The sequence below is a fragment of the Methylobacterium sp. SyP6R genome (genome assembly GCF_019216885.1).
Lineage (GTDB): Bacteria > Pseudomonadota > Alphaproteobacteria > Rhizobiales > Beijerinckiaceae > Methylobacterium.
Window position 1 is genome coordinate 1,175,025 of record NZ_JAAQRC020000001.1, and the last position, 24,391, is coordinate 1,199,415.

At 71.5% G+C, this 24,391-nt stretch carries 23 protein-coding genes; 10 read left to right on the forward strand and 13 right to left on the reverse strand.

Annotation, left to right across the window (positions count from 1 at the left end):
* Positions 1-206: 206 nt before the first annotated feature.
* Positions 207-1,592 carry a polysaccharide biosynthesis/export family protein gene (locus HBB12_RS05325; protein WP_236988397.1) on the reverse strand — a complete coding sequence of 462 codons (1,386 nt, stop codon included), beginning with the start codon at positions 1,590-1,592 and terminating at the stop codon, positions 207-209.
* Positions 1,593-2,094: 502 nt separating this feature from the next.
* On the opposite strand from HBB12_RS05325, the gene HBB12_RS05330 reads away from it, so the two are divergent.
* Positions 2,095-2,898: an exopolysaccharide biosynthesis polyprenyl glycosylphosphotransferase gene (locus tag HBB12_RS05330; protein WP_236988398.1), complete on the forward strand. Its 804-nt coding sequence runs from the start codon at positions 2,095-2,097 to the stop codon at positions 2,896-2,898.
* A gap of 85 nt (positions 2,899-2,983) precedes the next feature.
* Positions 2,984-4,183 carry a glycosyltransferase family 2 protein gene (locus HBB12_RS05335; protein ID WP_236988399.1) on the forward strand — a complete coding sequence of 400 codons (1,200 nt, stop codon included), beginning with the start codon at positions 2,984-2,986 and terminating at the stop codon, positions 4,181-4,183.
* A 294-nt stretch (positions 4,184-4,477) separates the two neighbouring features.
* On the opposite strand, the gene HBB12_RS05340 is transcribed toward HBB12_RS05335, so the two are convergent.
* Positions 4,478-5,566, reverse strand: a complete 1,089-nt coding sequence (locus HBB12_RS05340) for a glycosyltransferase (protein ID WP_236988400.1) — start codon at positions 5,564-5,566, stop codon at positions 4,478-4,480.
* Positions 5,567-5,846: 280 nt separating this feature from the next.
* On the opposite strand from HBB12_RS05340, the gene HBB12_RS05345 reads away from it, so the two are divergent.
* Complete coding sequence (locus tag HBB12_RS05345; protein WP_236988401.1) at positions 5,847-6,908, forward strand: hypothetical protein; 1,062 nt, start codon at positions 5,847-5,849, stop codon at positions 6,906-6,908.
* A 456-nt stretch (positions 6,909-7,364) separates the two neighbouring features.
* Here the strand turns inward: HBB12_RS05345 and HBB12_RS05350 are convergent, their stop codons facing one another.
* From HBB12_RS05350 to HBB12_RS05375, 6 genes are all read right to left on the reverse strand, one after another.
* Complete coding sequence (locus HBB12_RS05350; RefSeq protein ID WP_236988402.1) at positions 7,365-8,126, reverse strand: response regulator transcription factor; 762 nt, start codon at positions 8,124-8,126, stop codon at positions 7,365-7,367.
* An 887-nt stretch (positions 8,127-9,013) separates the two neighbouring features.
* Entirely contained in the window at positions 9,014-10,174 is a 1,161-nt protein-coding gene (locus HBB12_RS05355; RefSeq protein WP_236988403.1) for a DegT/DnrJ/EryC1/StrS family aminotransferase, read from the reverse strand.
* Positions 10,171-11,205 (reverse strand): NAD-dependent epimerase/dehydratase family protein, encoded by a 1,035-nt coding sequence (locus HBB12_RS05360; RefSeq protein ID WP_236988404.1) that lies wholly within the window; start codon positions 11,203-11,205, stop codon positions 10,171-10,173. Before HBB12_RS05360 ends, HBB12_RS05355 begins: the two co-directional genes overlap by 4 nt.
* Positions 11,189-12,304, reverse strand: coding sequence for a DegT/DnrJ/EryC1/StrS family aminotransferase (locus HBB12_RS05365; RefSeq protein ID WP_236988405.1), 1,116 nt, complete (start codon positions 12,302-12,304; stop codon positions 11,189-11,191). The genes HBB12_RS05360 and HBB12_RS05365 overlap by 17 nt, the downstream gene beginning before the upstream one ends.
* Complete coding sequence (locus HBB12_RS05370) at positions 12,304-13,335, reverse strand: Gfo/Idh/MocA family protein (RefSeq protein ID WP_236988406.1); 1,032 nt, start codon at positions 13,333-13,335, stop codon at positions 12,304-12,306. The genes HBB12_RS05365 and HBB12_RS05370 overlap by 1 nt, the downstream gene beginning before the upstream one ends.
* Positions 13,332-13,784 carry an acyltransferase gene (locus HBB12_RS05375; RefSeq protein ID WP_272913246.1) on the reverse strand — a complete coding sequence of 151 codons (453 nt, stop codon included), beginning with the start codon at positions 13,782-13,784 and terminating at the stop codon, positions 13,332-13,334. The genes HBB12_RS05370 and HBB12_RS05375 overlap by 4 nt, the downstream gene beginning before the upstream one ends.
* A 287-nt stretch (positions 13,785-14,071) precedes the next feature.
* Here HBB12_RS05375 and HBB12_RS05380 point away from each other — a divergent pair, with 287 nt between their 5' ends.
* On the forward strand, positions 14,072-14,878 hold the full coding sequence (locus tag HBB12_RS05380) for a WecB/TagA/CpsF family glycosyltransferase (RefSeq protein WP_236988408.1): 807 nt from the start codon (positions 14,072-14,074) through the stop codon (positions 14,876-14,878).
* A 388-nt stretch (positions 14,879-15,266) separates the two neighbouring features.
* Here the strand turns inward: HBB12_RS05380 and rplS are convergent, their stop codons facing one another.
* Positions 15,267-15,671, reverse strand: a complete 405-nt coding sequence (rplS, locus tag HBB12_RS05385; protein WP_236988409.1) for a 50S ribosomal protein L19 — start codon at positions 15,669-15,671, stop codon at positions 15,267-15,269.
* Between the two features lie 278 nt (positions 15,672-15,949).
* Here rplS and HBB12_RS05390 point away from each other — a divergent pair, with 278 nt between their 5' ends.
* The gene (locus tag HBB12_RS05390) at positions 15,950-16,237 is read left to right on the forward strand and encodes a GCG_CRPN prefix-to-repeats domain-containing protein (RefSeq protein WP_336886929.1); all 288 of its coding nucleotides are present in this window, start codon (positions 15,950-15,952) and stop codon (positions 16,235-16,237) included.
* Between the two features lie 49 nt (positions 16,238-16,286).
* On the opposite strand, the gene HBB12_RS05395 is transcribed toward HBB12_RS05390, so the two are convergent.
* Genes HBB12_RS05395 through HBB12_RS05410 form a run of 4 tightly spaced genes read right to left on the reverse strand, consistent with a single transcriptional unit; the run spans position 16,287 to position 19,898 of the window.
* The gene (locus tag HBB12_RS05395) at positions 16,287-17,996 is read right to left on the reverse strand and encodes a SpoIIE family protein phosphatase (RefSeq protein ID WP_236988410.1); all 1,710 of its coding nucleotides are present in this window, start codon (positions 17,994-17,996) and stop codon (positions 16,287-16,289) included.
* The gene (locus HBB12_RS05400; RefSeq protein WP_236988411.1) at positions 17,993-18,949 is read right to left on the reverse strand and encodes a GGDEF domain-containing protein; all 957 of its coding nucleotides are present in this window, start codon (positions 18,947-18,949) and stop codon (positions 17,993-17,995) included. The genes HBB12_RS05395 and HBB12_RS05400 overlap by 4 nt, the downstream gene beginning before the upstream one ends.
* Positions 18,946-19,332, reverse strand: coding sequence for a DUF1987 domain-containing protein (locus HBB12_RS05405; protein WP_236988412.1), 387 nt, complete (start codon positions 19,330-19,332; stop codon positions 18,946-18,948). The genes HBB12_RS05400 and HBB12_RS05405 overlap by 4 nt, the downstream gene beginning before the upstream one ends.
* 11 nt (positions 19,333-19,343) lie before the next feature.
* On the reverse strand, positions 19,344-19,898 hold the full coding sequence (locus HBB12_RS05410; RefSeq protein WP_236988413.1) for a SiaB family protein kinase: 555 nt from the start codon (positions 19,896-19,898) through the stop codon (positions 19,344-19,346).
* Positions 19,899-20,374: 476 nt separating this feature from the next.
* Between HBB12_RS05410 and HBB12_RS05415 the strand changes: the two genes are divergently transcribed.
* From HBB12_RS05415 to HBB12_RS05435, 5 genes are all read left to right on the forward strand, one after another.
* Positions 20,375-20,878, forward strand: coding sequence for a universal stress protein (locus HBB12_RS05415; RefSeq protein WP_236988414.1), 504 nt, complete (start codon positions 20,375-20,377; stop codon positions 20,876-20,878).
* Between the two features lie 132 nt (positions 20,879-21,010).
* Complete coding sequence (locus HBB12_RS05420; protein ID WP_236988415.1) at positions 21,011-21,577, forward strand: NifU family protein; 567 nt, start codon at positions 21,011-21,013, stop codon at positions 21,575-21,577.
* Positions 21,578-21,840: 263 nt separating this feature from the next.
* Positions 21,841-22,539, forward strand: coding sequence for a tRNA (adenosine(37)-N6)-threonylcarbamoyltransferase complex dimerization subunit type 1 TsaB (gene tsaB / locus HBB12_RS05425; protein WP_236988416.1), 699 nt, complete (start codon positions 21,841-21,843; stop codon positions 22,537-22,539).
* A gap of 11 nt (positions 22,540-22,550) precedes the next feature.
* Complete coding sequence (locus tag HBB12_RS05430) at positions 22,551-23,033, forward strand: GNAT family N-acetyltransferase (protein WP_236988417.1); 483 nt, start codon at positions 22,551-22,553, stop codon at positions 23,031-23,033.
* A 443-nt stretch (positions 23,034-23,476) separates the two neighbouring features.
* Positions 23,477-24,346 carry a lysophospholipid acyltransferase family protein gene (locus HBB12_RS05435; protein ID WP_236988418.1) on the forward strand — a complete coding sequence of 290 codons (870 nt, stop codon included), beginning with the start codon at positions 23,477-23,479 and terminating at the stop codon, positions 24,344-24,346.
* The last annotated feature ends 45 nt before the right edge of the window (positions 24,347-24,391 follow it).

Sequence of the window (24,391 nt, forward strand, 5' to 3'; positions counted from 1 at the left end):
CGCACAGGGTCATCCCGGGGCCGCGCAGCGGAGCCCGGGATCCAGACCCTCAGGTGATGAAGAAGAGAGCGTGACGCCGTCCGCTCTATCCTGAACCCTCCGCGGTTCTGGATTCCGGGCTCCGCTGCGCGGCCCCGGAATGACGCGGAGATCTATGGTTACTCTCGCGGCAAGAAAAGCTTCGTCGCTCCTCAGACAACGGCCCCCTAGTTCAACGACGTCATCGCCCCCGTCCGCGGCGCCGGCCAGGACACCGCCGGCAGGTCGATGTTGGGCAGTTCGACGCTCACGGAATCCCCCGGCATCAGCGCCATGGTCTCGTCGGCGCCGATCTCCTGTACGCCCGTGCCGGCCTGGCGGCTGACGCGGTAGGTCGGCTTGGCGCGGCGGGCCTGGGCGCGGTCGGTGAGGAAGCGCGGGGCCGAGACCTCGGCCTCGAGGATCAGCCGCTCGGCCACCTCCATCCGGGGCTTCAGCTGCTCGAGCTGGCGCTGGGTGTCGCGCGCCTCCGCGGTGACCTCGGTGGCGCGCCGGCTGCGCAGGTCGAGGATCGAGAGGTCGGCCCGCGAGATCGATTCGCGGGCGCGCAGCAGGTCGGTGGTGGTGCGCAGCTTCTCGCTCTCCATCTGGGCCATCGAGCGGCCGGACGCGATGGTGCGCTGCTGGGTCGCCAGCCCGCGCTCGGCGAGCTGCTCGTTGCTGCGGATCTCGGTGGCGATCAGCTTGATCTGGGTATCGATGGTGGCGAGCTGGCCGTTCAGCGCGTCGATCTGCTGGCGCAGGAAGCGCTTGAGGTCCTCGATGGCGTCGACCTGGGTCGCCAGCGCCTTGCGGCGGGCCTCGAAGATCGAGGTCTCGCGGTCGATGAGCGCCAACAGGCCCGGATCCGGCCGCCCGGTCAGTTCCTTCGGCAGCTCGATCTTGGGCTTGTCGTCGCGCTCGGCGGCGAGGCGGGCGAGCCGCAGGGTGAGTTGGTCGCGGTCCTTGTGCAGGCCGGCGAGATCGCCCCGTGCGGTGATCGCGTCGCGTTCCAGGCGCAGGAGCCCGCCATCGGTGACCCGCGGCGGTCCGCCGGCGAGCGCCACCGCCTTGCCCACCGTGAGCCCCGGCCGGAAGGCGTATTCGCCCGGCTTGTCGACGGCGCCGCTGATGTAGAACGGCCGGTAGACGGCGATCTCGACCGCGGTGTCGGGCGGATCGGCCAGGTCCATCCGGTCGCGCAGGCGCCGGGCGACCAGCCGGCCGACCTCCCGGGTCGGCAGGCCGGCCACCGGGATGTCGCCGATGATCGGCAGGGACAGGGTGCCGTCCGCCCCGATGGTGAACTCGTCGTTGAGCGCCGTCCAGGCGAAGATCTCGTCGCGGCTCGCCCGCCACTCGAACACCCGCAGCCGGATGCGGTCGAGCGGCCCGAGGGCGTAGCCGGGAAGTAAATTCGACGGGGTGCTGGCGGCGACCGGTGCAGGAGCCGGCGGGGCGGCGGGTGCCGGACGCGGCCCGTTCGCCGCGCCCGCGAACCCGGCCGGCAGGCAGAACGCGCCGAGGAGGAGCCCGCACCGGAGGGAGGCGGGAAGACTTTGTGCGGCTCGCATGCGGATCAGGCCTTCTCGTCCCAAAAGAATCTGTCGCCGAAACCTCTCGTCCCGACAGGCCGGCCGGCACGGCGCCGGGCTCGTTGCCGGTGCAGGCTCATGGCCGGTGCGGGCTCATGGCCGGTGCGGGCTCGTCCTGATGCAGGACCTTGCCGGTGAATGCCGCAGACCCTCGGCCGTCCGGCGCCACGGCGCAGCCTCCCAATAAGCGGTAGGGGCCGCACCACCCCTTAGCGCTTTGCCTCTCCCACCCGTGTTCACCTTCGCTTCGTCGGGCGATGGGCCTGCATCCGAACGGCGTAATACAAGATTAAGCGACGTATATCCGCGTGCTATTGTGGTGAAATTGACCGAACGGTCGCGCCTCTGCCTATCGTTAACCGCTCGTTAACGGTGGAGACGGCGCATGGCTCGTGGAGCACGACCGCAATCCCGCGTGGGCGGTGGTGATGAACTTGGCAGTAATGGGCTCGCCGGGAATACCCTGACCGGAAGGAGCGGCTTGACCGGGCGGAGCGGCCTGGTCGGAGGGAGCCTGGCCGGGAGCGGGCTCGGAGGTGCGGTGCCGGCCGGCGGCCTCGCGCTCCTGCTCGCCCCGGGATTGCTGGCTCCCGGGGTGCTGGCCCAGAGGCATCTGGCCCTCGCGCCGCCAGTCGAGGCCGGCACCGTGCCGGCCGTCGCCCGGAGCCGTCCGGCGATCCCGGCACGGCCCGGGGCGGGTCCGGTCGTCAAGCGCGCCGTCGACGTGGTGGGCGCCGCCCTCGGCCTGGTGCTGCTGCTGCCGCTCTTCCTCGTCGTCGCGGTGCTGATCAAGTGCGATTCGCGCGGGCCGGTGCTGTTTCGCCAGAGCCGCATCGGCCTCGGCAACCGGCCGTTCCGGGTATGGAAGTTCCGCACCATGACCTGCTGCGAGAACGGCAGCGTGGTCCGGCAGGCCCGGCGCGACGATCCGCGGGTGACCCGGGTCGGCCGGGTCCTGCGCCGCACCAGCCTCGACGAGCTGCCCCAGCTCGTGAACGTGCTCCTCGGCTCGATGTCCCTGGTCGGGCCGCGGCCGCACGCGGTGGCGCATGACGCGCAGTTCACCGGTACGGTCGCCCGCTACGCCGATCGGCACGCGGTGCGGCCGGGCATCACCGGCTGGGCCCAGGTGCGCGGCTGCCGCGGCGAGACGCCGAACGCCGCCGCGATGCAGCGCCGGGTCGATCTCGACCTCGCCTATATCGAGCATTGGTCGCTGCTGCTCGACCTGATCATTCTGGCGATGACGCTGCGCGAGATCTTTCGCTCGCAGGCCGCCTACTGAACTCCTCCTCCCGCTTCATCATCATGTCCCGGCCGCGCGCCCGCGCAGCCGGGACATGATCCTTGCCCAAAGGATTATTTTCTTGATGATGATCGTCGATCTCCTCCTCTGCGCCCTGGCGCTCGCCGGCACGGTGCCGGTCCTGGTCCTCGCCGCGCAGGTGCTGGCCTCGCTGCCCGCCCTGCGCCCGGCGCCCCTGGCGCCGCGCCGCCCCTCCCTGGCGGTGCTGGTGCCGGCCCATGACGAGGCCGGCCAGATCGCCGGCACGGTGGCTGCCTTGCGCGCCGGCCTCGGCCCCGGCGACCGCCTGGTGGTGGTGGCCGACAATTGCCGCGACGCCACCGCGGCGACCGCCCGGGAGGCCGGGGCGGAGGTGGTGGAGCGCCACGACCTCGCGCGGCGCGGCAAGGGCTACGCCCTCGATTGCGGCCATCGTCACCTCGTCCGGACCGGGCTACCCGAGACCCTGGTGGTCGTCGATGCCGATTGCGCCTTGAGCCCGGCCGGCCTCGACCGGATCGCCCGCTTGAGCGCCGCCCTCGACGGCCCGGTCCAGGCGGCCTACCGCCTCGATCCACCGCCGCAGGCCTCCTCGTCTCTGCGCCTCGCGACCTTCGCGACGGTGGTGAAGCAGATCGGCCGGCCCCTCGGCGCGAGCCGCCTCGGCTGGCCCTGCGGCATCTCCGGTACCGGCTTCGCGGTGCCGACGCGCCTCCTCGGCAGGGTCGGGCTCGCGAACGGCCACATCGCCGAGGACCTGAAGCTCGGCCTCGACCTGGCGCTGGCCGGCCATCCGCCCCGCTTCTGCCCGCAGGCCGAGGTGACGAGCGCGCTCCCCGCCGGCGCGGCGGCGCGGCGAGCGCAGCAGACCCGCTGGGAGCACGGCCACCTCTCGCTGATCGCTCCCTATGCCGGCCGGCTTCTGCGTGCCGCCCTGCGCCGGGGCGATGCCCGGCTCGCGGCGCTCGCCCTCGACCTCTGCGTGCTGCCCCTGGTCACCCTCGCGCTGGCGGAGGCCGGGCTCGCCGGTCTCGGTCTCGCCTGGTGGGCGATCGGCGGCGGGGCGGGACCGCTGCTGATCGCCAGTGCCAGCCTCGCCCTCCTCGTCCTCGCCTTCGGGCTCGCGGCCCGGCGCTGGGGCGGCGGCCTCCTGCGCTGGCACGACCTCGCCGCCCTGCCGCGCCTCGTCGCCGGCAAGGCCGGGATCCTCGGTCGGTTCGCGCTGCGGCGCCGGTCGGAATGGGTGCGGACCGAGCGGGCCGGGGAGGGGCCGTCGGTGGGGTAGGGGCCGTGCGCCGGGGCGGGAGCCCCGGCGGTTGGGAGCCCCGGCGGTTGCTTGAGACCGACCGGGTTTTTCCACGGGGGGATTTTTATAACAGCCAAGTCGTACGGTTTCCGATTGCTCGCTTCGCGATGCGGAAACCGGCTTCGCTCAGGCGCCGCACGGGCGGGTGATACGGCGTCCGGAAGGAATCTTCCGGACGCCGTATCATTCACGGGCCGCGACAGCGGAACCCGGAATGACGAAGAGGGTACGAGATCCCACCGAGGGGAAACCGGGGCAAGGTTGGGGCCGCGCTCAACCCGCCGAACTCCGCGAGGGCTCCCCCGGCATCCCCACGCCGGACAAACCCGCCGCCCGCATCCGGGCCGCGTCGAGCACCGCCGCCATCGCGGGCGCGACCGCCCGGAAGGTGGTGCCCTCCGCCACCGTGCGGCGCGCGCCCGCGCCGAGGCGGGCGCGGGCAGCGGGGTCGTCCCACAGGGCCGTGATCGCGGCGGCGAGCGCCAAACAATCCTCCGGCGGCACCAGGAGGCCGTTCTCGCCCTCGATCACGTAATCCTCGGTCCCGGCGGCCCGGGTCGCCACGACGGGCTTTCCCAGCATCATCGCCTCCAGCACCGTGACCTGGCCCGAGGTGAAGGCCGTGTTGCGCAGGGGCACGACGTTGACCCGCGCCCGCCCGCAGAGGTCGTGGCACTCGGCGATCGTGAGGCCGCTGCGCACGGTCACGTGGGGCGGCAGGTCGAGGCCGGCGACCGCGTGGGCACCGGCGACGATCACGGTGGGGAGCCCGAGGGGGGCGACCGCGGCCGCCAGGGTGGCGTAATCCCGGTTGGCCGAGCCCATGGCGAGCACGAAGGGCGCGTCGTCCTCCCGGGTCTCTCGCGGCTCGTCGTGGATCGACAGCGGCACGAACACGAACCGGTCGCGGGGCAGGTCCAGCCATTCGGCGTAGAGCCCGACCTCGCGGCGGGAATGCACCACGAACACATCCACCTCGCCCAGCAGGCCCCGAGCGAAGCGCGCCTTCCAGCCCCCCGGCGTGCGGCCGAGGTTGAAGCACCAGGCGACGAGGGGCACGTCACGCCGCCCCAGCAGGCGCTTGATCACGGCGGCCGTGACGGCGAGTTGCGGGAAGCCGGTCATCAGGCCGACCCCGCCCCGGGGCGCCGCCCGTACCAGGCGCCAGGCGGCCCAGGCATGGCGCAGGTAGTCGAACCATTCCGCCGCCCCGGTCACGGCCCGCGAGCGATCGTGGTCGTAGGGCGCCGGCGCCGTCGTGAAACGATGGGGAGCGCCGACATGGCGGGGAATCCAGTCGCCGCCCTCGTCCCGCAGGAAGGGGACCGCGAGGACCCACTGCATCGAACCGGCTGTCGTCATGGTCGATCCGAAGTCTCGCCCGGGCGCGCCCGAGGCCGCTGTCAGGCAGCTTAAGGACCGGCCGGCCGGACCGGAGCGGGACAATCCGGCGGCGCGGGCCCCGAGAAAGGCGATGGGCTCCGCCGAAAGGGGCAGGAGCGCCGCCCCGTCCGGCGAGGGCCGAGCGTCCGAAGGCATCGCTTCGCGCGCCGCCAAGTCTCGCTACCCTGCTACCCGCTATCCTGCTGCCCGCTACCCTGCAGGCGACCCCGCCGTCCTCGCTGCCGGGAGATCCACGCCGATGCCCCGTTCCGCCGCTCTCCTCGCGCTCGGCCTCACCTTCTGCCCCATTCTCGGCCTCGACCTCTTCGGCACCCCCGCCCGGGCGGAAGGGCCGTTCCGCGATCCCGTCGCGCAGCCCTTCGCCTCGACGAGCATCTGGAACACGCCGCTCGGCCGCGGAGCCACGTTCCAGCCCGGCGCCGGGCCTGAGACGGCGCTCCTGCGCAACCAGAATGCCGGCGGGCCGGCCGGCGCCTATGCGTGGATCGGCGGCCACGCCTTCGGGATCTACCGCCAGGGACCGACCGATCCGGAGCGGAGCTGGACCTATCGCGGGCGGCCGCCGACATTGCCCTGGCCGCATGGCGGCAGCCCGGGGGGAGGCCGCTTCACCTTGCGCACCCCACCGGGCATCGCCTTCCTGGGCGGCACCGACCGGCACGCGGTACTGGTCGACGCGGAGGGGCGCTACGCCTACGAGATCTGGCTCGGTGCCTTCGATCCGGCCCGCAACCTCTATTCGGCGCAGTACCTCGTGCGGACCGACCTGCGCGGCAGCGGCATTTCCGCGACGCCGGGCGCCCAGGAGGGCGTGCGCGCCTTCGGCGGCTCGCTCATCGGCGGCCTCGTGCGCCGGGCCGAGCTCGAGCGCGGCGAGATCCGCCACGCCATCGCGATGGCGGCGAGCACCAGCCAGGCGAGCCCGACCCGCATCGTCTGGCCGGCCTCCTCGACCGACGGGGGCGGCCACAACGGCCATACCGGCGTGATCCCGATGGGGGCCCTGTTCGCGATCCCGCCGCAGGTCGATCTCGGCCGCCTCGGCCTGACCACACCGGAGGGGCGGGCGCTCGCCCGGGCGTTCCAGGAGTTCGGCGGCTACATCACCGACACCGCCGCCCGCACCCTGGTGATCGCCTACCTGGAGGAGGGCTGCACCGACCGGCAGATCGACCACCTGCAATCGGACAAGGACCGGATCCTGTCCGTGCTGGCGATGGTGACGAACAACGAGGCCGCCCATCCGGGCGGCCCCGGCCCCCGGGTGGCGGCCCCGCCGCCGCCCCTGGAGGGGGAGTGATACCAACGGTCGTTGAAAACGACCTTTGGTCCCGGTCTCGAATTTTCGCCAAGCCTCGAATTTACGCCAAGTCTCGAATTTACGCCAAGCCCGAGGTCCCGGACTTCTGGGCTTGGTGTCGAAAACTCGAGATGGGTCGACGGCCCCGTCGATCTCGGGCTTGCCCGAGAGCGAATCGATGCGTCAGCATCGTGGGCCGTTGGTATGATGCATCACCTGTATGCATCACCTGTGCGTCTGGATTCCGGGTTCCGCGGCGCGGCCCTGGAATGACGCGGAGGGTGGCAGCTCTGTCGCGCGAGAATATCAGTGCAGACGGATACCGCTCGCCACGACGACGACACCCCGACCTCGGCCGGCTGGACCGCGTCGGGGAATGGACAGCGCGAAAGGCAGCCCGGGCTCGCGCTCCGGGCGGGACCGCGCGGGGGAGACCGGCCCCCGCGCCCCCTGGCGTCACAGCTTCATGTCGGACCGGGATTCGAAGGCCCGGATCGCCACCTCGGTCCGGTTGGTCGCCCCGACCTTGCGCATGATGTTGCGCACGTGCACCTTGACGGTGCTCTCCTTCATGTTGAGCTCGAAGGCGATGATCTTGTTCGCCTTGCCCTTCTGCAACTGCTCCAGCACCGCGGTCTGGCGCGGGGTGAACTGGCTGCGGGGATCGGCGGCCCCCGCCTCCTCGGCCCCGCCGCGGCGCTGCAGCAGGCAGCTCGCCGGCACGAACACGCCGCCGGCCCGCACGAGCCGCATCGCCTCGATCGCGACCTTCAGGCTGACATTGGTGGGGATGTAGCCGCGGGCGCCCTCGTTGAGGCGTTCGACGATCTCGCTCGGATCCTCGCTGTCGCAGAGCAGGACGAGACTGGTATTCGGCCCGATCCGCGAGCGCAGGGCGGCCTCGCGCTGGGTGGAACCGCGGCCGGCTTCCCGCGGATCGTAGTAGAGCACCACCAGGTCGCCGTCCCGATGCCCGACCTTGCCCCGTTCCCACTCGTCGATCGACGCGAAGGTCACGACGTCGTGGTCGGGGATCGCCTCCGCCAGGCAGTTGCGCAGGCATTCCCGCACCAGCTGGCGCGGCTCGATGATCGCGATGGCGGGCTTCAGTCCGGCTTCCTCCTCGGGCTGGGACGCATCCATCGCGGGTTCGCTCACTTCGACCAGTCTGCGGCCCCGCGAAGCGAGGCCGTAATCAACGAGAGCAGGCGTCGACATGCTTCACCTCCACCACTGTACGATCGATCAATTATTATTGGATGGGTCTCGCGGAGCGATGGTCGCGGCAGCGATGAATCCGCCGTGACCCTCATTCTGTTCCGCAGCCGGATCTGTGAAGGCAACCGGCGCCGCCGGGGCTTCGACTGCACGATCCAGTCGATCCGCCCCCCTGCATCCGCCCGCCCCTCGTGATTTCATTCCTAACACGGCCACAAAACAGTTACAATCCTCAATATGGCGGTCTAATCCACCTTTCACTGACGATGTCGACCGGATTGATTGATAACGATCGATAAGTAGCTGATCGAAGCACACGCAAGACGTGCATCTGCCGATCGTCCGCGGAACAATATTGACGCTGGAGCATGTCCGAAAACGCACGAAAGCACCCGTCGGGACATTGGACTGTCCGCGGGCTCGGATAGATCTCAGGTGAGTGTGGCGTTTAGCGCTCTACACCTCGGCCCGACGCCGCCTGGAAGGCGGGCTGCCGGATCCGGTCTGAACGGCGCCGCTTCATTTCGTGTCGTCAGCGGCGGGTCGGGTGGCCAAGTTCTCGAGCTTCTTCATCCAAGGCAGCGCAATCCAGGGCAGCGCAACGCGCGCCGATTCCGGCAGGTCAGAGCGCGCGGAACGGCATCCGCCCTTCATTCCCGGCGTGCATGAGTGCCGTCTCCATACATTAATCTACATACAATCAGACATTTCCGCATTCAGGAGGCGCGCATCCGTCACGCTCGACAATTACCCCAAGCATGTCACGTCAGCCATATCGTTTGATAATTTTTAACCGTCAATGTTACGCCACAACGGTCCAGACCAGCGAAGAACAGCGGCGGATTAGGCCATCCGCCGCTGTTCCATCATCGTGACGGGCTGTTGGATCAGGCGCTGAGGGGCAGGGCGGGCCGTCCCGCCAGGGCCTCCGCCAGGGCGTCCGCGACGGCGTGGACGGTCTCCTCGCCCATGCCGGCATAGAGCGGCAGCAGGATGCAGCGGTCGCGGGCGGCCTCGGAATGGGGCAGGGGCGCGCGTAAGGACAGGTCGGCATAGGCCGGTTCGAGGTGGATGCACATCACGCCGCGGCGGCTGGCGATGCCGCGGTCGAGCAGGCCCTGCATCACGGAAACTTGATCGGCTCCTTCGCCCAGGCGCACCGCGTAGCTCTGCCAGTTCGAGCGGGCCCAGTCCGGCTCCACCGGAACCGCGACGGCAAGACCCGCCAGCGCCTCGGCGTAGAGGCCGGCGAGGCGCCGGCGCTCGGCCACGATGGCGTCGAGCCGCGCGAGCTGGACCCGGCCGATCGCCGCCTGGAGGTCTGTCAATCTATAGTTGTATCCAACCGTCGGGTAATCCTCGAACACCACGGCCCGGCTGGCATGGCGGGCGACGTCCGACACACCCATCCCGTGCTGGCGCCAGAGCCGGAACCGGCGGTCCCATGCGGCGTGGCGGGTGACCAGCATGCCGCCCTCGCCGGTGGTGAGGATCTTGCGCGGGTGCATCGAGAAGCAGGCGACGTCCCCGAGCGGCCGGCCGATCCGCTGCCACGCCCCGTCGATCCGGATCTCGGAGCCGATGGCGCAGGCGGCGTCCTCGACGAGGGCGACGCCGTGGCGGCGGGCGATGGCGATCAGCCGGGCCATGTCGCAGGGCATGCCGATCTGATGCACCGCCAGGATGGCCTTCGTCCGCGGCGTGATCGCGGCCTCTGCGAGGTCCGGGTCGATGGTGAGGGTGACGGGGTCGATATCGACCAGCACCGGCTCGGCCCCGCATTGCCGGATGGCGTTGGCGCAGGCGATGAAGGTGTGGCTGACGGTGACGACCTCGTCGCCGGGGCCGACACCGGCGGCGAGAAGGGCGAGATGCAGGGCCGTGGTGCAGTTCGAGACCGCGCAGGCATGCGGCGCCCCGACGGCGTCCGCGAACTCGGCCTCGAAGGCGGAGACCTGGGGTCCCTGCGTGAGCCAGCCGGAGCGGATGACGGCGCTCGCCGCCTCGACCTCGGCCTCGCCGAGGGACGGCTTGATGATCGGGATCACGAGGCGAGCTCCATCACGGGGGCGAGGCGAGGGGCGGGAGCCGCCTCGGCGGGCATGCGGTTGGCCCGCCACCAGGCGACCAGGTCGTCGAGGCCCTGGTCGAGGCCGATTCCCGCCTGGAAGCCGGTGAGGTCCCGGGCGAGCCGCACGTCGGCGAGGCGCCGCGGCACCGGGTTGACGCTGCGCTCGGCCTCGTGGACCGGCACCAGGTCCGGCCGGCCCATCACCGCGGCGAGGCGTTGCGCCAGTTCGAGGAGCGAGGTCTCTTGCGCGCGCCCGATATTGAGCGCCACGTCGCTCGCCGGGGAGAGCCCCGCCAGGACGTTGGCCCGGGCCACGTCACGCACGTCGATGAAGTCCATGGTCTGCAACCCGTCGCCGAAGATCAGCGGCGGCTCGCCTCGCGCGATCCGCTCCATCCAGCGGATCAGGACTTCGGTGTAGCGCCCGTGCAGGTCCATGCGCGGGCCGTAGACGTTGAAGTAGCGGAGCGCGACGTAGTCGAGCCCGGCCATGTCGTTGTAGGAGCGCAGCAGGCCCTCGCCGAAGCTCTTGGCCGCGCCGTAGAGTGTGCGGTTGCCGGAATGCGCCTCGGATTCCGGGGTCGGGAAGGTCGAGGCCATGCCGTAGACCGAGGCCGAGGAAGCGTAGACCACCTTGCCCACGCTTGCAGCGACGCAGAGTTCGACGAGGCTGGCGGTGGCATCCACCATCACCTCGATCGCCTCGCGCGGCTCGGCGGCGCAGTGGGTGATGCGGAGCGCCGCCTGGTGGAAGACGGTGTCGCAGCCTGCCACCAGCCCGGCCATCAGGTCGCGGTCGCGGATGTCGCCGATGACCAGCTCGACCGCCCCGGAGCCGAGCGCGCCCGACAGGTTCTCGGTCCGGCCCCGGACCAGGTTGTCGACCACCACGATCTCGCGGCAGCCCCGCGCCACCAGGAGGTCGACGATGTGGGAGCCGACGAAGCCGGCCCCACCGGTGACGAGGACCCGGCCCAACTGGCGAGAGGGCTCACACGGCTTCGGCATAACCTTCTCCCAGGCTGTCGGTGAGGGCCGCGACCACGGTGGCGATCTGGCGATCGGTGATCTCGGGGAAGAGCGGCAGGGACAGCCACTCGCCGGCCAAGGCCTCCGAGACCGGGCAGGGCGTGCCGAGGCGCACGCTGTCGGCATAGGCCGGCTGGTGGTGCACCGCCCTCGGGTAGTGGATGCCGGTGGCCACACCCGCCTCCTGCATCCGGGCCCGCACCGCGTCGCGGTCCGGCACCCGCACGGCGTAGACGTGGTAGACGTGGTCGCGCCCGCCGGCCTTCGGCGCCTTGAGGCCGGCCTGCCCGAGCAGCGCGTCGTAGCGCGCGGCGGCCCGCCGCCGGCCTTCGGTCCAGCCGTCGAGGTAGCGCAGCTTCACGCCCAAGGCCGCCGCCTGCACCGTATCGAGGCGGTAGTTGAAGCCGGGACGGACGTGGTTGTAGCGCCCCTCCTGGCCCCAGTCGCGCAACGAGCGCAGGGTCCTGGCGATGTCGGGATCGTCGGTGGTGATCGCCCCGCCCTCGCCGCAGGCGCCGAGATTCTTGCCCGGATAGAAGCTGAAGCAGCCGACCGTGCCGAAGGCACCGGCCCTGGTGCCGTTCCGCTCGGCGCCGTGGGCCTGGGCGGCATCCTCGATCACCGTGATGCCGTGACGCTCGGCGATGGAACAGATCGCCGCCATGTCGGCGAGACGCCCGTGCAGGTGGACCGGCACCACCGCGCGGGTGCGGGGCGTGATCGCCGCCGCGAAAGCCGCCGGGTCCATGGTGTAGGTCTGGGGATCGACATCCACCAGGACGGGCTTTGCGCCGGCATAGAGGATCGCCGCGACGGTGGCGACGAAGGTCATGCCGACGGTGATCACCTCGTCGCCGGGGCGCACCCCGGCGGCGATCAGCCCGAGATGGAGGGCGGCGGTGCCGGTGCTCACCGAGACCGCTTCCGCGGTCCCGCAATGGGCCGCGAAGTCGCGCTCGAAGGCGGCGACGGGGGGCCCGAGCACGTAGGCGCCGCTGCGGAGCACCGCCAGCACCGCCTCTTCCAGGGGTTCCTGCACGGCCCGGTACTGGGCCTCGAGGTCGAGAAGCGGGATCATCAGGCGGCCCTCAGGGGAGACAGGTCGATCGGGTGGCCGCGCTGGGCGAGCGACTGCGAGGCGGCCTCGAGCAGGCGCACCACCCGCAACCCGCTCTCGCCGGAGGTGAGCGGGGTCTCTCCCTGCGTGATGCAGCGGGCGAAGTGCTCGACCTCGGTGACGAGCGCTTCCTTGACCGGGATGTGCGGGGTCCAGACGTCGCCCATGCGGTAGGCCGGCAGGATGCGGCGAATTTCCTCCTGCGAGGGCCGCTCGGCGAACTCGACGCCGCGGTCGTAGACCTTGACCTTCTCGCTCGGCTCCATGTCGTCGAAGACGATCATCCGGCGGCTGCCGCCGATCAGCGTGCGGCGGATTTTTACGGGAGCGAGCCAGTTCACGTTGAGATGCGCGGTGACCCCGCCCTCGAGATAGAGGGTGATGTGGGCGAGGTTCTCGGGGCTGCCCTTGATGTGGCCGGCGCCGGTGGCGGAGATCGCCAGGGTCTCGGCCGGCAGGAGGTAGTCCAGGATGGCGAGGTCGTGGACCGCCAGGTCCCAGATCACGTTCACGTCGTCCTGGAACAGGCCGAAATTGATCCGCGTCGAGTCGTAGTAGAACAGGTCGCCGGTGACGCCGGTATCGATCAGCTCGCGGATCTTCTGGACCGCACCGGTATACACGAAGGTGTGGTCGACCATCAGCGTGAGGCGGCGCTTGGCGGCCTCGGCCACGAGCCGGGCCGCCTCGCGGGAGGTCGGCGTGATCGGCTTCTCGACCAGCACGTGCTTGCCGGCCATGAGAGCGGCGAGCGCGATCTCGTAATGCAGCTTGGTCGGCGTCGCGATGGCGACCGCGTCGATCTCCGGGTCGGTCAGCATGCGCTGCCAGCTCTCGTCGATCGTCACCCCCGGATGGCGGGTGGCGGCGCGGCTTTGCGCCGCCGGCGACGGATCGGCGATCGCCTTGAGCGTGGTGCCGTTCGCCTCCGCGACGCAGCGGGCGATGTTCGGCCCGAAATAGCCGTAACCGATGACTCCGATCCCGATCATGATGCCTCCGCGAGGTCGAGCAGGGACGAGGGGTGAAGGGGGGTGGCGGGCACGCCCGCGACGTGGGCGCCGTCCGGCACGTCGCGGGTGACCACCGAGCCGGGGGCGATCCGGGCGCCGGCCCCGATCGTCAGCCCGCACAGGATCGTGGCATTGGCGCCGACGACCGCGCCGGCGCCGACCCGGGTCGTCTCCAGGGTCCAGTCGTCGGGCCCCATCAGGGTGCCGGCGGCGGTGACGGCGCGGGGATGGCGGTCGTTGGTGAACATCACGCCGGGGCCGACGACCACGTCGTCGGCGAGGCTCACGCCTTCGCACAGGAAGGCGTTGGCGCCGATCCGGCAGCGTGCCCCGAGAACGGCGCCGCGCTGGATCTCCACGAAGGGCCCGACCTGCGACTCCGCGCCGATCGTGCAGCCGTAGACGTTGACGAGGGCGGGATCGGCCAAGGCAACGCTCGCCTCGATCCTCGCATTCACGACCGGCATTCCGTCCCCCGTCGCCACCCAGTGCTGGAACGCTAGGCGGCCGGCGCGGCCAAGTAATCGTGTCAATGCGGGGGTGGATGTTACACCCTAATCACCCCGATCGATGCCAGAACGGTCCGGTCTTTCTACCGCTTCGGGCGTACAGCCCGCCGGCATGACTGATCCGGCGGGGCGGAACGCCTCGCCGTTTTCCGGTCTGGGCAGGGGAGGGGGTGGATTCCGACACTCGTCCGCGAAGGAGCACCCTCATGCCGACCTTAGCGGATACCGCCCCCACCTGCGTCGTGCGGGGCCTGAGCTTCGACGCCCTGGCGGCGGCCTTGGTGAGGGGCCGGACCTCGGTCTTCACCCTCAACATGATGCATATGCGGCTCTTGGGCCGGGAGCCGGAATTCCGCGAGAGCTACCGCCAGGCCTCGATCGTCACCCTCGACAGCAACCTCCTCAACACCTGCTTCCTGCGCCGGCGCATGACGGTCGCGACCGGCAGCGACCTGGTGCAGCACCTCTCGGCCCGGCGGACCTTCCACGATCGCTCGGTCCTGGTGATCGGCAACGTCACGCCGGAGGAGGCCGCCTCGGTGATGGCGAGCCGGCGCCTCGAGGTCTACCGCCCGCCCTTCGGCTTCATCCACGACCCGGCGGCGGTGGATGCGGTGATCGCCCGGGTGCGGGAGATGGCACCCGACATGGTGTTCATCGCCGTCGGCGCGCCGCAGAGCGAGATGCTCACCCTTCGGCTTCGCCGCGCCGGCCTCGTCGAGCCGTCGATCCTGTGCTGCGGCGCCGCCTTCGAGTTCGCGCTCGGCAAGCAGACCCGCTCGCCGGCCTTCGTCAGCCGCACCGGCCTCGAATGGGCCTGGCGGCTGGCGAGCAATCCCCGGCGACTGGCCGGCCGCTACGCCTCGGATGCCGGCTTCCTCCTGTCGATGCTGGGGCCGCTGAACCGACTCGCGCGTTCGGGTGCGCTGAAGGTCGGCGGGTTGCAGCTGCAGTTCCGGCAGGAGGCGGGCTCGGGGCTCACGCTGGGGCGGGGGGCGCTGGGGGCGGGGTAACGGGGGGCCATGTCCATTCCGTAGCCGCGATCGCGGAGCCCGGAATGCAGGCTATACGACATAGGAGGCTGCGCGGCAGCGGGCGCAACGGCCGCCGCGCATGAACCCTCCCCCCCTCTGCGGGGGAGGGTGGTCCCTGCGTCAGCAGGGGCCGGGAGAGGGGCAGCGCGACGCTGATCCAGTTGTTCGCCCGTCACCATGGTCGCGACCTCTCCGGAAGCGTGGTTCCCCTCTCCCGCCCGGCTCCGCCGGGCACCCTCCCCCGCAGAGGGGGGAGGGTTCATGCTCCCCGCCGTACCAGCCAAACAGACCCCGAAACGCAAAAAGGCCGCCTCGACCCGGACGGGGAGGCGGCCTCTTCAAGCGTCGCGAGAACTCGCGAAAGATCTTACTCCGCGGCGGCGGGCTTCTTGGCCTTGGTCTTGCCCTTCTCGGCGCCGCGCTCGGCGCGCTCGGCGATGCGGGCCGACTTGCCGCGACGATCGCGCAGGTAGTACAGCTTGGCGCGACGCACCTTGCCGCGACGGACCACCTTGATCGAGTCGATGTTCGGCGAGTAGATCGGGAAGACGCGCTCGACGCCCTCGCCGTAGGAGATCTTGCGGACGGTGAAGCTCTCGTTGATGCCGCCGCCGGACCGGGCGATCACGACGCCCTCGTAGGCCTGGACGCGGCTGCGCTCGCCTTCCTTCACCTTGACGTTCACGATGACCGTGTCGCCGGGCTCGAAGTCGGGGATCGTCTTGTCGAGCTTCGCGATCTGCTCCTGCTCGAGCTGCTGGATGATGTTCATCGGTCAAACTCCTGCCGTCGCCGCCGCGCCCCGGGATGGGATCCGGCGTCAGGATTTCGGCGTCCTGTTGTGAGTTGCCGGCTCCTTACAGGAACGGCCGCGGCTTGTCGACACGCGCCGTCACGGCATTCTTCGTGGCACGCGACGGGCGGAGGGAACCGAACGGTGCGCACCGTGTTGTGTGCGCTCGGTGCGGCGCCGGTCCCCCGGCGGCCCACCGTCAAGGACCCCAATCCCAAGGCCCTCGCGTTCCGGGGGCCATCAGGAGGACCCTCCTCATGCTGATGCGTTGGAAGATCGCCGGCCTCGCGGCCCTGGCGTTCGGCGGTCTCGCGGCCGCCCCCGCGAGCGCGGCCCCGGCCGGGCCCGGCCTTGCCGGCCTGCTCGCCCCCGAGGCGCCGGTGACCCAGGTCGCTCAGGGCTGCGGCCCCGGCTTCGCCCGCGGGCCCTACGGCGGTTGCCGGCCGATGTACGGCCGCCGCTATTATGGTCCGCCGCGGGTCTATGGCCGCCGCTGCTTCATCCGCCCGACGCCCTACGGGCCGCGGCGGATCTGCCGGTTCTGATCGGCGGCGCCCGAACCGGGCGGGGCTCCCTGCGGGATCCCCGCCTCCATCAGCCTTCCATAGGCCGGCAACCTTCCATCGGCCGGAACGCCACCAGTGCCATGTCGTCCCGCCGCGGCTCGGGCCCGCGATGGGCGGCGAGGGCCGCCTCCAGGGCCGCCACCTGGTCGGAGAGCGGCAGGCCGCCGTGCCGGCGCAGGATCTCGGCGACGCCGCGATGGCCGAGGAGCCGCCGGGACGCTCCCCCCATCTGGTCGCTGACCCCGTCGGTCATCAGGAAGAAGGCGCGGGGCCCGCCTTGGGCGTCGCGCAGCGGCACGGTGACGCGTGCGAAGGGCTCCTCCCGGCCGGTGCGCCGGTAGCCGAGGCCGTGGCGCCGGCCCTTGATCCGGGTGATCTCGCCGTCGGCCAGCACCGTCAGGGCGAGGCCGGCCCCGGCGAAATCCAGGATGCCGTTCGCCCGGTCGACGACGCAGATCCCGCAATCGAGCCCTTCGTCCGATCCGTCGGGGCCGGTTCCCGCGGCAGCGCCGGCCTCCTGCCGCAGCCGTGCCCGCACCACGCCGTCGAGGGCCGCCAGGATCTCGTCCGGCCGGCGCAAGGCCCGGTCGTGCAGGATCCGGTCGAGGGCGGTCGCGACGATGAGGGTCAGGAAGGCGCCGGGCACGCCGTGGCCGGTGCAATCGGCCACCACCACGATGCCGAGGCCGTCGCTCTCCTCGATCCAGTAATAGTCGCCGCCGACGACGTGCAGCGGCTCCCACAGCACCGCGACCTCGAACCCGGCCCCGCGCAAGGAGCCGGGCCCGGGCAGCACCGCCTGCTGGATACGGCGGGCATAGTTGAGGCTCTCCATCACCAGGCCGTTCGCCTCGGCGAGCCGGGCATGGGCACGCTCCAGCTCGGCCAGGAGGTGGCGGGCCTCGTCGCCGCTGCGTAAACCCTCGACCATGCGGTTGAAGGCGGCGGAGATGTCGGCGATCTCGCGGCTCGGCCGCCGGCTCCCGGCGAGGTCGACCGTCACCCACTCCTTGCGCTCGACCCGCCCCATCGCCGCGAGCAGCCGGCGCAGGGGCGCGAGGACGTGGCGCCCCACGGCGAGCCTCAAGGAGAGTGCGAAGGCGAGAATCAGCACAAGGCTGGCGCCGAGCACCATCACGACCTGCTTCTCGGCATTGGCCCGCAGGCCCTCCGCCGACAGGACCAGGGTCAGGCTGCCGGCGGGCTGCGCGTCGGGGCCGGGCTCGATCTCGGCCGAGACCTGGATGCGCTCGAAGCTGCGGCCCCGCGGCTCCTCGCCGAGCCGCGCCACCACGCCCCCCGCCGCGTCGCGCAGGATCGCGGAGCGGAAGGCGGGGTCGAGGCCGAGCGCCTGGAGCGGGGGGCCGTAGGCCGTGGTCCAGCCCGGATGGGCCAGCGCCCGGGCGGTCATGTCCGCCATCGTCCGGGCGCGCTCGCCCTCGATCCGGATCTGATCGCCGTAATTGACCCAGGCGATCACCACCTGGGTCGCCAGCACCACGGCCGCGATCACCGGCGAGAGGCGCAGGAACAGGGTATGGGCGAGACCGTCGAGGTTGCGGCCCCGGGCGGCGCCGCGCAACGCCCCCGGGCGCATCGTGTCGGCGCCGCCATCCTGCGTCGTCGGCACCCCGGTGACGCCGAGACCGGCCGGCGCGTCGCCCCGGCGCATCGGGCCGGCGCCCCGCAGGGAGCCGCCGCGGCGGGGGGCTGCTTCCGCCACGGGCTCGCCGCTCAACCGCGGGTCTCCGGTGCGCTCTTCTCCTGAATGCTCGTCTCCGGCCCGGCCTCCGGGGAGGGCGCCTGCGCCACCCGGTTGCGGCCGCCGTGCTTGGCCGCGTAGAGCGCGGCGTCGGCCCGGCGCATCGCCGCCTGCAGGCTCTCCCCCGGCTCGGCCGATGCCAGCCCGATGCTGACCGTGATGCCGATCGGCCCGCCCTCGGTGGCGACGGGGTTGGCCGCGACGGCGGCCCGGATGCGCTCGGCGATCGCCGCCCCGTCCGCGGGATCCGTCTCGACCAGCAGGACCGCGAATTCCTCGCCCCCGAGCCGCCCGACCGCATCGAGGGAGCGCAGGGCCGAGCGGCAGGCGGCGACGAAGGCGATCAGCGCCGCGTCGCCGGCGGCGTGGCCGTGGCTGTCGTTGACGAGCTTGAACCGGTCGAGGTCGAGCATCAGCAGGCAGGCGCGCTGCCCGGGCCGGCGCGGCCAGTCGCGGGCGCAGACCTCCAGGAAGCGCCGGCGGGCCAGCGCCCCGGTCAGCGGGTCGGTATCGGCGAGCCGGCGCAGCTCGGCCTCCAGACGGGCGCTGGTCTCGATCTCGCCCGACAGGGCCTCGTTCAGGTTCTGCAGGTCGCGCTGCTGCTCAGCCAAGCGCTTGTTGGCCTTCTGGAGGTCGGCCTGCATCCGGTCGCTCAGGCGCACCAGCCGGCGCTGCTCGCGGTAGCCCCGGCGATAGGCCTCGGCCAGCACCTTCACCCCGTCCGCCACCGCGGCGAGCTGGGTCAGCATCACCTCGGTCCGGTCGAGGACCGCCTCCTCGTTGTCGAACAGGCTGAAGACGTTGGCAGGTCCCCCGGAGCGCTTCGTCCCGTCGCCGCGCTTTCCCGTATCGGGCTCGGCCAAGCCGGGTTCCTGGGGGGCCTCGCCGTCGGTCGTCGCCGCAGGCCCGGGAAGCCTCCTGGTCGTCATGCGGCCGTCTCCTGCACCATCTCGAACCGGGCATGCGAGAAATCGGCCGCGAAATCCTCGCCCGCTTCCGCGATCGTGTCGTCCCCTTCGGCGTAGAGCCAGCGGATCGTCACCGCGCGGCCCTCCTCGGCGGCCTCCTCGAGGGGCATGAACAGGTTCATCAAGGCCTTGGCGCTCGACGAATTGAAGTAGGACAGGGCGACCTCGAAGGTCAGCGGCGTCGCCTCCTCCTCCAGGCAGGCGCGCAGGGCCTGAAGGAGGGGGCCGTAGAAGGCGGCGGCGTCCTCGGGGTAGGATTCGCCGCGCAGGAGCAGGCGCCCGGCGGGAAAGTCGAAATCGACCAGCGGCGAGCGGCTGGTGGCGGGGATCTGGATCCGGTCCATCGTCGGGCGCCTCAGATGAAGGCCTTGAGGCAGAAGAACGAGCGGTCGTCGCCGCGCGCCTGGAAGTCGTACTCGACCGGGGCGCTGGAGCGCCGGGCGATCTCGATCAGCCCGATGCTGCCGCCGAGGCTGCCCTCCTCGGCGGGCTGGCGCAGCCGCTCGCGGTAGTATTTCTTCAGCTCCTCGCCCGACAGGCCGACGATGTGGTCGAGCCGGGCGCGCAGCGCCGTGACGTGCTCGCCCGGAACCTCGTTGCCGCAGGCGACGAAGAAGCGCCCGTCCTCGATGCCGACGACGATCAGGCCGGCGCTGACCATGCTGCCCGCCGGCGTGCCGTGCGGCACCAGCTTGTCCGCCGAATAGCGGATGACGTTCTGGGCCTGCTCGACGAAGATCGAGAAGACCCGCTTCGACACGCCTGCGTCGGTGGCGCCCTGCTGCATGCGCAGCTTCAGCACCTCGCCGAGGGAGAACAGCACGTTCTCCGACAGGTCGCCGCCGAACGACAGGATGATCCCGTTGCGCCGGGACGCCTCGTGGAACGCCATGAAGTCAGATGCGAGCACCGCTCTCTCCCGCCCGGGTCACCGCGCCGGCCTTGAAGCCTCTCGCCCCCGCCGCCCGCTTTGTCCGGGCCGAAGGCGGCCGGACGCCATGGTAGCCGGCAAGGGCTCACTGGAGTGTTACTGCGTTGCACAACGGAAGTCCGCACACAGTCGATAAAAATTTTGTCGGTCGCTCGCCGCCGCGCGGATTTTTCATCCGGAATGTGCTTAAAAAATCCGCGACTTGCTTTTCGGTTGTGCAGCAGAAGGAGAGCCTGTCGCAAGGGTAGGTTTGAGGCGATTCGATCGCGTCGTTTTCATGGCCGATTCCCGGCCGGCCCCTGGCCGAGCGTGATGCGCCCCGCCGGCTTCGTGTCGATCGATTCGCCGCGAGGATGCGGTGGCGAGCCCTCCCTCGCCTCGCCCCCTTGCCTCGCCCCCTTGCCGCCGCCGGGCCGCGCGGGCAGCATCGAGCGGTCGGTGGAGCGCGTCCGGGCATGGTCGAGATCAAGCGGCGCCGGTCCTTCGAGGCCGGGCATCGGCTCAAGTTCATGGTGCTGGTCGACGAGACGCCGGAATGTGACCGCGCGGTGCATTTCGCCGTGCGCCGGGCGGCGCGGCTCGGGGCCCGGGTGGTGATGCTGGCGGTGGCCGAGCCGCCCGAGACGATGGAGTGGCTCGGCGTCGGCGACGCGATGCGGGCCGAGGCCGAGGCCGAGACGATGGAGCGGCTGGAGGCGCTCGCGGCATCGGCCCGGCAGGCCGCGGGCGTCGATCCCGAATTGGTGGTGCGGACCGGCGAGCGCGCCGACGCGATCCTGCGCCAGATCGAGGCCGACGAGGACATCGCCTTCCTGGTGCTCGGCGCCGCCGCCGGCGGCGACGGGCCGGGGCCGCTCGTCACCTCGATCGCCGGGCGCAAAGCCGGCAGCTTCCCGGTGCCGGTGGTGATCGTGCCCGGCGCCCTGAGCGAGGCGGAGATCACCGCGCTCGCCGGGTGAACGCCGCCTGCTCCATTGAGCTTTGGCGCGTTCGGGTCCACATCAGCGGGCAGGCGCGAAGGGCTCCCGAGGAGCCGCGCGCCGTTCCCGGCCGGCCTTGAACCGGCGCTGAGAACGTCTCGAGGATCACCGATGTTCATCCAGACCGAAGCCACCCCGAACCCCGCCACCCTGAAGTTCCTGCCCGGCAAGGTCGTCCTGCCCGAGGGCACCTTCGAGGCCCGGGACGAGGGTGCAGCTTTGCGCTCGCCGCTCGCCCGCGCCCTGTTCGGCGTCCAGGGCGTCTCCGGCGTCTATCTCGGCCACGACTTCATCTCGGTGACCAAGGCCGAGGGCGAGCCCGGCTGGCCGCAGGTCAAGCCCGCGGTGCTCGGCGCCATCATGGAGCACTTCATGTCCGGGGCCCCGGTCATGGAGGCCGGCCACGCCCCCGAGGAGGCGGCGGAGGAGTTCTACGACGAGGCCGATGCCGACACGGTCGTCACCATCAAGGACCTGCTCGAGACCCGGGTGCGCCCGGCGGTGGCCGGCGACGGCGGCGACATCACCTTCCGGGGTTTTCGCGATGGCGTAGTCTACCTGGAGATGAAGGGCGCCTGCTCGGGCTGCCCGTCCTCCACCGCCACCCTGCGCCAGGGCGTGCAGAACCTCTTCCGCCACTTCCTGCCGGACGTGCGCGAGGTCCAGGCGGTCTCGTAAAGGCTTCCCCGCCGCCCGCAGATCGGCGGGGCGGGAGCGTCGTTTCTGCCGCCGACCGGTTTCCTCCCCGGCGGGGGATGATCTAAAGGCTGAACCGAACCGGGCCGCCTCGCCATACGCGGGGCGGTCCTTCTTATGTTAACCTGTCTGTGCCAGGCTGGGATTCAAGCGGCGGGCCGACGAGCGGCCCGGCGCGGCCGGCGTCACGGACCCGGCCGCGGCGTTGCAACCCCGCGGGCGCGAAAGGGCGGAGCCTGACTGTGATGCGGATCCTGGCCATCGATACGGCGCTCGAGCGCTGCGCGGCCTGCATCATGGCGGACGACTCGCCCGAGCCCCTGGCGCAGGAGAGCATGGACCTCGCCCGCGGCCATGCCGAGGCGCTGCTGCCGCTGGTCGAGCGGGTGGTGGCCCGGATCGAGGGCGGGTTCGAGAGCCTGGACCGGGTCGCCGTCACGGTGGGGCCGGGCTCCTATACCGGCCTCAGGGTCGGCCTGTCGGCCGCCCGGGCGGTGGGGCTGGCCTGCGGAATCCCGGTCGTCGGCGTCACCACCCTGTCGGCCCTGCTGGCGCCGCTGCTCGCGGCGGAAGACGATTTCCTCGGGCAGGGCTACCTGCTCGCCGCCGCGATCGATGCCCGCCACGGCCATGTCTATTTCCAGGCCCTGAGCCAGGACGGCGGCATCGCCGTGCCGCCGAGCCTGCTGCCGCTCCCGGAAGCCGTGCGGCTCCTCGGGCACGGCCCCGCGGCGCTTGCCGGCTCCGCCGCCCCGGCGCTCGCCGCCGCCGCGGCCGCGCAGGGCAACCGCGCCGTGGTGCCGGAAGGCCACATCGCCCCGCAGATCGCCTGGGTGGCCTCGCTCGGCCTCGTCGCCGACCCGGCCCAGGCGCTCCCCCGTCCGTTGTATCTGCGCGGGCCGGACGCCCAGCCGCAGGACCATGCCCGCCTCGCCCGCCGCTGACGGAGACCCCGATGAAGTGGATGCCGTTCCGCTCTCCCCCGACCGCCCATGTCGCGCCCCTGACCTCGGCCGACCGGGCCGGAGAGCTCGCGGCGCTCCACGCCACCGCCTTCGCGCGGCCCTGGGAGGCGGACGAGTTCGAGCGCATGCTGTGCGAGCGCGGCCACATCGCCCACGCGCTGATGCTCGGCACGGTGATCGGCGGCTTCGTGCTCTCGCGCCAGGTGCTCGACGAGGCCGAGATCCTCACCATCGTGCTCGGCCCGGCCTCCCGCGGCGCGGGCCTGAGCCGCCAACTGCTTCGCGCGCATCTCGTCGCCCTGGAGGATGCGGGCGTGCGCCGGGTCCATCTCGAGGTCGACGACGGCAACGCCCCGGCGCTCGCCCTCTACCACCGCCACCGCTTCGCCGAGACCGGCCGGCGGGCGAGCTACTACGCCCGGCCCGACGGCAGCCGGGCGAATGCGATCATGATGCAGGCGGCGCTGGGGTAGGGGACTACGGGGCGATGCGCCCGAACCCTCCCCGTTCTGCGCTAGCGGATTCACGCTTCTTCCCCGAGAGCTAACCCTCTGTAAATGTGCGCGCTTTCCCCTCCCCCTTGTGGGGAGGGGTTAGGGGTGGGGGTGGTGCCGCGTAGAGCTGTGCGGTGCCTCCTGTACCACCCCCACCCCCATACCCCTCCCCACAAGGGGGAGGGGAGGTGCGCTACGTTCAAAGGGAGAAGCGCTCAAACCGAGTTGTGTGAACGCGATAGCCGCAAGCGGGGAGGAGGATACCCACGCCCAGTCCTTCCCCAAACAGCCTTGCGAGTGGCAGGAAGATCCGGTGCGGTGGACGCCCCCGGCCGGACTTGGTATGCGGCGCAAGACGCGCGACCCCGACCGCGCGGCCCGCCAGAAAACCTCCTCGAGCCGAGCACCGCGCCGCCCGAACCATGACGTATCTCGTCGCCGGCCTGCGGCTCCTCGCCTATGCCCTGACCTTCGCGCTCCTCGCAGGACCCCACTGGCTCGCCCTGAAGCTCAGGAAGGGCCGGTTCGCCGGGCACGCGCCGGTCTGGCTGCACAGGGTCTTCGTCCGGCTGTTCCAGTTGCGCATCACCGTGACCGGCACGCCGCCGGCCCCGGGCGAGGCGGCGCTCGTCATCGCCAACCACATCTCCTGGCTCGACATCCCGGTGCTGGGGAGCGTGCGGCCGCTCTCCTTCGTGGCGAAGTCCGAGATCGCCGGCTGGCCGGTGGTCGGCACGCTCGCCCGGCTCCAGCGCACGGTGTTCATCGATCGCGCCCGCAAGCGCCACACCGCGGTGGTCAACACCGAGATGAGCCGGCGCCTGCGCGAGGGCGACCTGATCGTGCTGTTTGCCGAAGGCACCACCGGCGACGGCACCCGGCTGCTGCCGTTCCGCACCTCGCTCGTCGGCGCGGCGCGGGCGGCGATCACCGAAGGCGGGCTCGACCGGGTGCGTCTCCAGCCGCTCTGCATCGCCTATACGCGCCGCCACGGCCTGCCGCTGACCCGGTCCGAGCGCCCGGACATCGCCTGGTACGGCGACATGGAGCTGGGTCCGAGCGTCAAGCTGTTCTTCGAGCGCGGGCCGATCGACGTCCAGGTGACCTGGGGCGAGCCGGTGGCGTTCGCGGCCGGCACCGACCGCAAGGCCGCGACGGCGCTCGCCGAGGCCTCGGTGCGCCGCGCGCTCCAGGAGGCGGTGACCGGCCGGCCGCCGGCCCCCGAGCCGGCGCCCGTTCCACGGCCCGTGCACGGGGCGCCGCCTATTCTCATTCCGGCCGCGACGGCTTAAATGACGGGAAGCGGTCCGCGACGGGCCGCCCCCGCCACCTCCGAT